This is a genomic window from Microcoleus sp. SVA1B4, assembly GCF_036700545.1.
Classification (GTDB): Bacteria; Cyanobacteriota; Cyanobacteriia; order Cyanobacteriales; family Microcoleaceae; genus Microcoleus.
In genome coordinates, this window is sequence record NZ_JAUBPB010000021.1 from 83,220 (window position 1) to 89,664 (window position 6,445).

Genomic DNA, 6,445 nt, shown 5'->3' on the forward strand with positions numbered 1-6,445 from the left:
ATCGATCGCAATTTCCTCAATTTAGACTTGAATTACATAATTTTTTGATTGATAGATCGACCGCAGATGTAGGGCTGATTAACACAGAGTAACGCAGATAATTTCAAGAAGAGTCAATATATTTGATCTGTCACTTATAATTTAACAGGCATAACTCGCCCCCCTATCTAAACAAATGCCACGCACACCTACCTTAACATTCGATCGCGGAACTCTCTTGCTGCACCCGCCGCCCAAAGGCAGAGACTGGGTGGACTTTGCGACCTGGGACGATCGCGTGGAAAAATTCCGCATTCGAGCGATTCACTACCGCCCGCTGGTAGAATGCCTCCAAGCCGACTGCATTCACTTTACCGACGAAGCTAGGGCATACGAACTACTCGAACTCGTACCCAGCGTGGAAATGCAGCCTTACCCACATCAAGAACAAGCCCTCGCAGCTTGGCAGGAAGCAGGAAGCCAAGGAGTAGTTGTCCTCCCCACCGCTTCGGGCAAAACTTATCTGGCACAATTAGCGATGCAAGTCACTGGTCGTAGTACATTAATTGTAGTACCAACTCTCGATTTAATGCACCAGTGGTATGCTAATTTAAAGGCAGCTTTTCCCGACATCGAAATCGGATTGTTGGGCGGAGGTTCGCGGGACAAAACGCCAATTTTAGTGGCAACCTACGACAGTGCAAGTATTCATGCAGAAACCTTGGGCAATAAATACGGTTTGCTGGTTTTTGACGAATGCCACCATTTGCCAACAGACTTTTATCGAGTAATTTCCGAATATGCGATCGCGCCTTTTCGACTCGGACTGACAGCCACACCCGATCGCACAGATGGCCGCCACAGCGATTTGCATTTCCTGATCGGCCCCACAGTATTTAGCAAAAGACCCGAAGATTTGGCAGGCGATGCTTTAGCCGACCATAAAATTGTTCAAATCATGGTAAAACTGTCAAAAGAAGAAACCGACCGCTACGGCGAATTAATCAACATTCGCAACGACTTCTTAAAACAGTCTAACATCAAAATATCCAGCCTCGATGGTTGGAAACAGTTTATCATGGCAAGCGCGCGATCGCCCCTAGGACGGCGCGCCATGCTAGCCCACCGCCAAGCCAAAGAAATCGCCCTTTGTACCGAAGGAAAACTCCGAATTTTAGCCCAAATACTAGCAGAACACTCTCCCCAGCGCACGCTAATTTTCACCGGAGACAACGCCACAGTTTACCGAATTTCCCAAGAATTTCTCATCCCCACAATTACCCACCAAACCCCAGTCAAAGAACGCCACGAAATCCTCGATCGCTTTCGCAGCGGCGAATACAAAACCCTCGTCGCCTCCCATGTTCTCAACGAAGGAGTGGACGTTCCCGACGCCAGAATTGCTATCATATTGTCAGGTACCGGCAGCGAACGCGAATACATCCAGCGATTGGGTCGAGTTCTCCGCAAAAGCAGCGATGTAAATAAGTTAGCAATTCTCTACGAAGTCGTCACCGAAGACACCAGCGAAGAAAGAACTTCTCAACGCCGCCGAGGAGGAATGCAGCCTCACAAACCGAAACCACAAACACAAATAGAACCGCCAAAGCCAGAATATCAGAAATTAGAAACTGTCAAACCGACACCCATTTACGGAGTCAATCGGGAGGCGACTAAAAAAGCAGCAGAATCACCCGCAAAATGGGGAGAAGACAATGATGATTCTAAGGATGATTGAAGATTACCCAATTAGTGTATAATCTCACTATTAACTAATTCACATTCCCTAAAAATGAGCGAAACTGCACAACTAACTAACTTTAAAATTTTCCCCAAACATACAGGAGTTTGGGAGGGAGACTGGACAATACTCGATGCCGACTGCAAAGAAACCAGGCGTTTTACAGCAGTTGTTACCCAAAAAATAGTTGACAACGAGTGGAGGCAAACTAACCTTCAAACTTATGCCAATGGCCAGAGTGAAACCCAAAATTTTGTGGGTTATGTTGTCGGCGAAGGGCAAGTGCAAATTGAAGGTCTGGACTCAGTTTTTTCCAACTACAATACACTAGCGACAGAAGTTGGAGATGATTTGATAATTTTTCAAGTATGGGACAAAGCAACTGGCTTTATGAGGGCTGTTGAAACAATCCATCTTGTCAGTTCCGATCGCCGAATTCGGACTACCCAAAGCTTGACAGAAGAGGGAAAACTCAGGGGAGTCATGGTGATTGTTGAACAAAAAATTGAGTAAAACTTTTCACTGCTTATGTTACCCACTGATTTATTAAGTCACCGCCAAAACGGAGAATCAATTATTCCTCTCCGCCTCAAGATAGATGCTAAAAATTTAGAACCAGCTACGGAAATGATCGACTGCTTCCAAGAGTCGATCGGCAAAACCCAAGGCGAACTCGACGGACGCTTGCTAGAATTAGAAGGCGACAGCCCGGATTATCGGCTGAAACGGGGATTAGCGCACCTGCTGAAAGGCGGTTTCTCCACCTTGGAAGTCATCAGTCCCCTAGAACCCTCAGAGTTGAGACAGCGGGTTTTTGCCTTGTCCGCGCGATCGACTCCCAGCCCTCAATCCACCCAATTAACCCTGGAAAAAGTAGCAAGTGAGCTCAGCCAAGAGTTAAACAGAGAAGTTTTGCCTCACGAAATCACTACAGGTTTATACGCCGATTTAAACGAAAACAAAATCCTCACTGAGTTTAATGCACCAACTCCCGAAAACTTGCTTCACAAATACAATCTTTCTCAAGTTCAAGGCATATTTTACCGAGCAAGTCAAGTCAAATTAACCGCCCACCGCAACGATCCAGGAGAATACAAACTCTTATTTCGCTATTTGAAACTATTTCAATTAATGACTTACATCGAAGGCGATGCAGACCACGGTTTTACACTCACAATAGATGGCCCTACAAGCTTATTCAAACCCAGCACCCGCTACGGCTTAGCCCTCGCGAAAATGCTGCCCGCACTGCTGCACGTCACCAAATGGAGTATGCACTCGACACTGCACACAAAAGACCCTTTTAGCGGCGTTTTGAAAACAGGTAAATTCACCCTAAATTCCGACTGCGGTTTAGTCAGCCACTATCCCCCTGGCAAGCCTTATGATAGTATGTTAGAAGCCGCATTTGCTGAAAGATGGAATTCCACAAAAACCGAGTGGCAACTAGAGCGAGAAGTTGATTTAATTCCAATTCCAGGTAGTGTGATGATTCCCGACTTTCGGTTAGTGCATCCCGACGGGCGAGTATTTTTATTAGAAATAGTTGGCTATTGGCGGCCGGAGTATTTGCAAAAGAAATTTGCACAAGTACAGAAGTCTGAATGCGATAACTTGATTTTAGCTATTTCCGAACGGCTGAATTTAGAAAAAGCCGGAGTGAATGTAAATGAAGTGCCAGCAAAAGTAGTCTGGTTTAAAGATAAATTGCTGCCCAAATCAGTCCTAGAAGTCCTCGAAGAGTAACCAATCCGCCCATCAGTTGCAAACTTCTTTCGTAATTGCTCAACCCCCTTGACAAGAGAACGAGATAGACATTAGATAAAGGAATGAAAAAACTCCCTGACCTAAAACAACTATCGGACGAGGCAAAAGACGCCTTGATAGTAGATCTATGGCAGGAAATCGAAAAACTACGCTCCGCATTAGCCACTTACTCTTCAAAGTCAGACTCATCCCCCGCTAAAACCAGCAAAAATTCCAGCACTCCACCATCGAAAGGATTCAAGCCCAACATCAAGCCATCAAAAATAGAAGGGGTCAAAAGACAAAAAAGCGTAGGCAGAGCAGGAGGGGGAAGACACCTACATCTCGAACCCGACCAAATCATTATCGCAAGAGTGAAAAATTGTCCCGAGTGTGGAGAAACAGTCACTGCCAGAGCCCAAAAATTGCAATCCGTCTATGACAAAATAGAACTACCACCAATTCGCCCGATCGTAACGCGCATAGAACGTTATAGCGGTCGCTGCGCCTGTTGTCAAACCGAGTATCTTGCCCCCGTACCCGCAGGAATGGAACCGGGTTCACCATTTGGCAGTTCAATTCAAAGCCTGGTTACGTATCTGCGCTACACTCATGCGATCGGCTACGAACGGCTGTCGGGAATCTTGTCATCGGTTTTTGGACTCAAGATATCCGAAGGAGCGATCGCCAACCTCTTAAGTACCGTCAAAACCAGTTTAGACGATCGAGTAAATCAAATACTACAACGATTGCGACAAGCAAAATTAATCTGCTCGGATGAAACCAGTGCCAGAGTGAACGGACAAAACCAATGGGAGTGGGTATTTCAGAACCAGGATATTTGCTTGCACGTCATCCGCCCGAGTCGAGGAACTGGGGTAATTAACGAAATTCTGGGAGAGCATCGCCCACAGGTGTGGGTGTCAGACTTATTTAGCGCTCAAAAAAATCACCCAGCAGAACAATGGCAAGTGTGTGAGTGCCCATCAACTGCGGGATTGCCAATATGCCATTGATGCAGGAGACAGGATTTTTGCCCCAGCGATGAAGAGGTTATTATTAAGGGCTTTTGTCATCCATCGACGACGCGACAGGATGGACGAGGCTAAGCTGGAGCGATGTCGCAGCAATTTACGAGAAAGATTAACCAGAATTTTGAGTTTAGTACCATATCAGCCGGATGGTGTCCGGTTGCGAAAACGCCCTAGGCGAGCTGATGGATAATTTGTTCTTATTTCTGGAAGATGTGACAATTCCACCCACAAATAATTCTAGCGAACAAGCGATTCGGATGAGCGTGATATTTCGTCGCGTAACTAATTGCTTTCGTTCAGAATGGGGGCGAGATTTATTTGCGGCGGTTAGTTCCGTTGTGAATACTGGTAAAAGGCAGGGCTTAACTGCTTATCAAGCTATTCAACAAGCCCTCTCTATTCATGGCTCCCTTTTTTCCCCTAGTTGAGCAATTACCTTCTTTCTTTCATTCTCTCTCTCTGCGCCCTCTGCGCCCTCTGCGGTTCAAAAAAATCCTCCTCAAAAAATATCGCACATTCCCAGCTATACTAAAATACTGTAGTTTAGACTAAAAAATGAGTGCAGCTAAAAGTAGCCACCTTTTAACAGAAGGCAAGATGTTGCTCAAAAACTCAATAGGTAGAAGATTAAACAGCTAATCTTGAAGACTTTTTGCGTCGAGAAACCCGTTTTTTGACAGTGGGATAATATGGTGCCTTAGTACGTGCCTTTCCTTTTTCCCAGCCGGGGGATTTTCCCCTATGTTTAGGCATTTTCGCGGGAGTACCAAGGTCAACTAAAACTGACAACATTGATTGGGCAACACGTCCAGGAGTTAAATTGATATTAGCCGATTGCCAAGGTAATATATTCTCGACGACTAATTCCCTAGCTAGCCAGAGTTGCCAACTCATCAATGGCATTAAATCGCTCCAGCGCTCAGATTGTTCGGGAGTTCTCAAGTTAGGCAATGTCCAATGTAATCTTTGCTTAGCCAATCTATACCAATGATCCACTCCAAAACGTCGTAAATACTTAAACCAAACAGTTTCTAGAGGGAGAGTTCGTTCTCCCACCCAAGCCAACCACAAGGGTGGAAACGGCTGACCGTTTGACATGGGATTCATTCTTTCGACCAGGATTAAATTGACTCTCTGTTCGGCGGCACGATAAAAATGTAAGTCAAGCCATTGCCTGACTCGGACTTGTCCCAAATCTGGATGTTCGTCAATTGCGATCGCAGTATCCGCTTCGAGCCATGTGGTTGGGTCGGAGAGCCTCATTTTCTGACCGTGCTTGCGGGGTCTGCCGCGACCACTATATGCTGGTGGTGCTGACCATAAGCAGGCATTCTTTCGGACTCTCATTAAACAATCAGCTTGAATATCTGCTTGCGCCAGTACCCAATTTGCATTGCCATATTCTCGATCTAAAACTGCTACAGCACTTCCGGATGTTATGAGGTACAGTAGCAGCAATTAGTAAACCAGTTTTTGAGATGTTTCGGATTAATTAAGTCAAGAGCCACAGCAATTATCGTATCAACCATTTGAGTGGTGGTTGGCGAAAACTGTCGCAACAAAGATTTGAGTTGCGACCACCATAATTCAATTGGATTAAAATCAGGAGAGTATGGGGACAAACACAAGATAGAAGCACCCACCGCTTCAATCATGGGCTTAATTGAATCTACTTTATGCGCTGGTAAGTTATCAATTCACGTCTACTGCTCCCGACCACAATTGTGGCACTAAGCATTTGTCGATAAACACCTCAAATGCTTGGCTATCCATCGAGTTGTCTATGGTCATTAATGCCACTACTTGCGTGAGACTAATTGCACCAATTACTGTGACTTTCTTACCTCGATAAAAAGGTTTGACTGCATCAGGGTAAGCGCATCTAATTTAGTATCAAATGTAACAGACAAAAAAATGAGGGTGCAGTATTATCGCTTGCCTGTTT

Annotated in this window: 7 protein-coding genes; 5 read left to right on the top strand and 2 right to left on the bottom strand. The window is 45.4% G+C overall.

From position 1 onward, the window contains the following. Positions 1–175: 175 nt before the first annotated feature. The 5 genes from QT987_RS12580 to QT987_RS12600 all read left to right on the top strand — a co-directional run bounded on the left by QT987_RS12580 (position 176) and on the right by QT987_RS12600 (position 4,928). Positions 176–1,717 carry a DEAD/DEAH box helicase family protein gene (locus tag QT987_RS12580; protein ID WP_333240252.1) on the top strand — a complete coding sequence of 514 codons (1,542 nt, stop codon included), beginning with the start codon at positions 176–178 and terminating at the stop codon, positions 1,715–1,717. 54 nt (positions 1,718–1,771) lie between these two features. After that, complete coding sequence (locus QT987_RS12585; protein WP_333240254.1) at positions 1,772–2,233, top strand: DUF3598 family protein; 462 nt, start codon at positions 1,772–1,774, stop codon at positions 2,231–2,233. 15 nt (positions 2,234–2,248) lie between these two features. Next, a complete protein-coding gene (locus QT987_RS12590) occupies positions 2,249–3,466 on the top strand; it encodes a DUF790 family protein (protein ID WP_333240256.1) in 1,218 nt (405 codons plus the stop codon). 374 nt (positions 3,467–3,840) lie between these two features. After that, positions 3,841–4,482: an IS66 family transposase gene (locus QT987_RS12595; RefSeq protein ID WP_333240258.1), complete on the top strand. Its 642-nt coding sequence runs from the start codon at positions 3,841–3,843 to the stop codon at positions 4,480–4,482. 200 nt (positions 4,483–4,682) lie between these two features. Continuing rightward, the gene (locus tag QT987_RS12600; protein ID WP_333240260.1) at positions 4,683–4,928 is read left to right on the top strand and encodes an IS66 family transposase; all 246 of its coding nucleotides are present in this window, start codon (positions 4,683–4,685) and stop codon (positions 4,926–4,928) included. Positions 4,929–5,127: 199 nt separating this feature from the next. On the opposite strand, the gene QT987_RS12605 is transcribed toward QT987_RS12600, so the two are convergent. Both QT987_RS12605 and QT987_RS29945 read right to left on the bottom strand, forming a co-directional pair. Further along, positions 5,128–5,958 carry a transposase gene (locus tag QT987_RS12605; protein ID WP_333240262.1) on the bottom strand — a complete coding sequence of 277 codons (831 nt, stop codon included), beginning with the start codon at positions 5,956–5,958 and terminating at the stop codon, positions 5,128–5,130. Next, a complete protein-coding gene (locus QT987_RS29945) occupies positions 5,937–6,197 on the bottom strand; it encodes a transposase (RefSeq protein WP_445252130.1) in 261 nt (86 codons plus the stop codon). Before QT987_RS29945 ends, QT987_RS12605 begins: the two co-directional genes overlap by 22 nt. Positions 6,198–6,445: the final 248 nt, after the last annotated feature.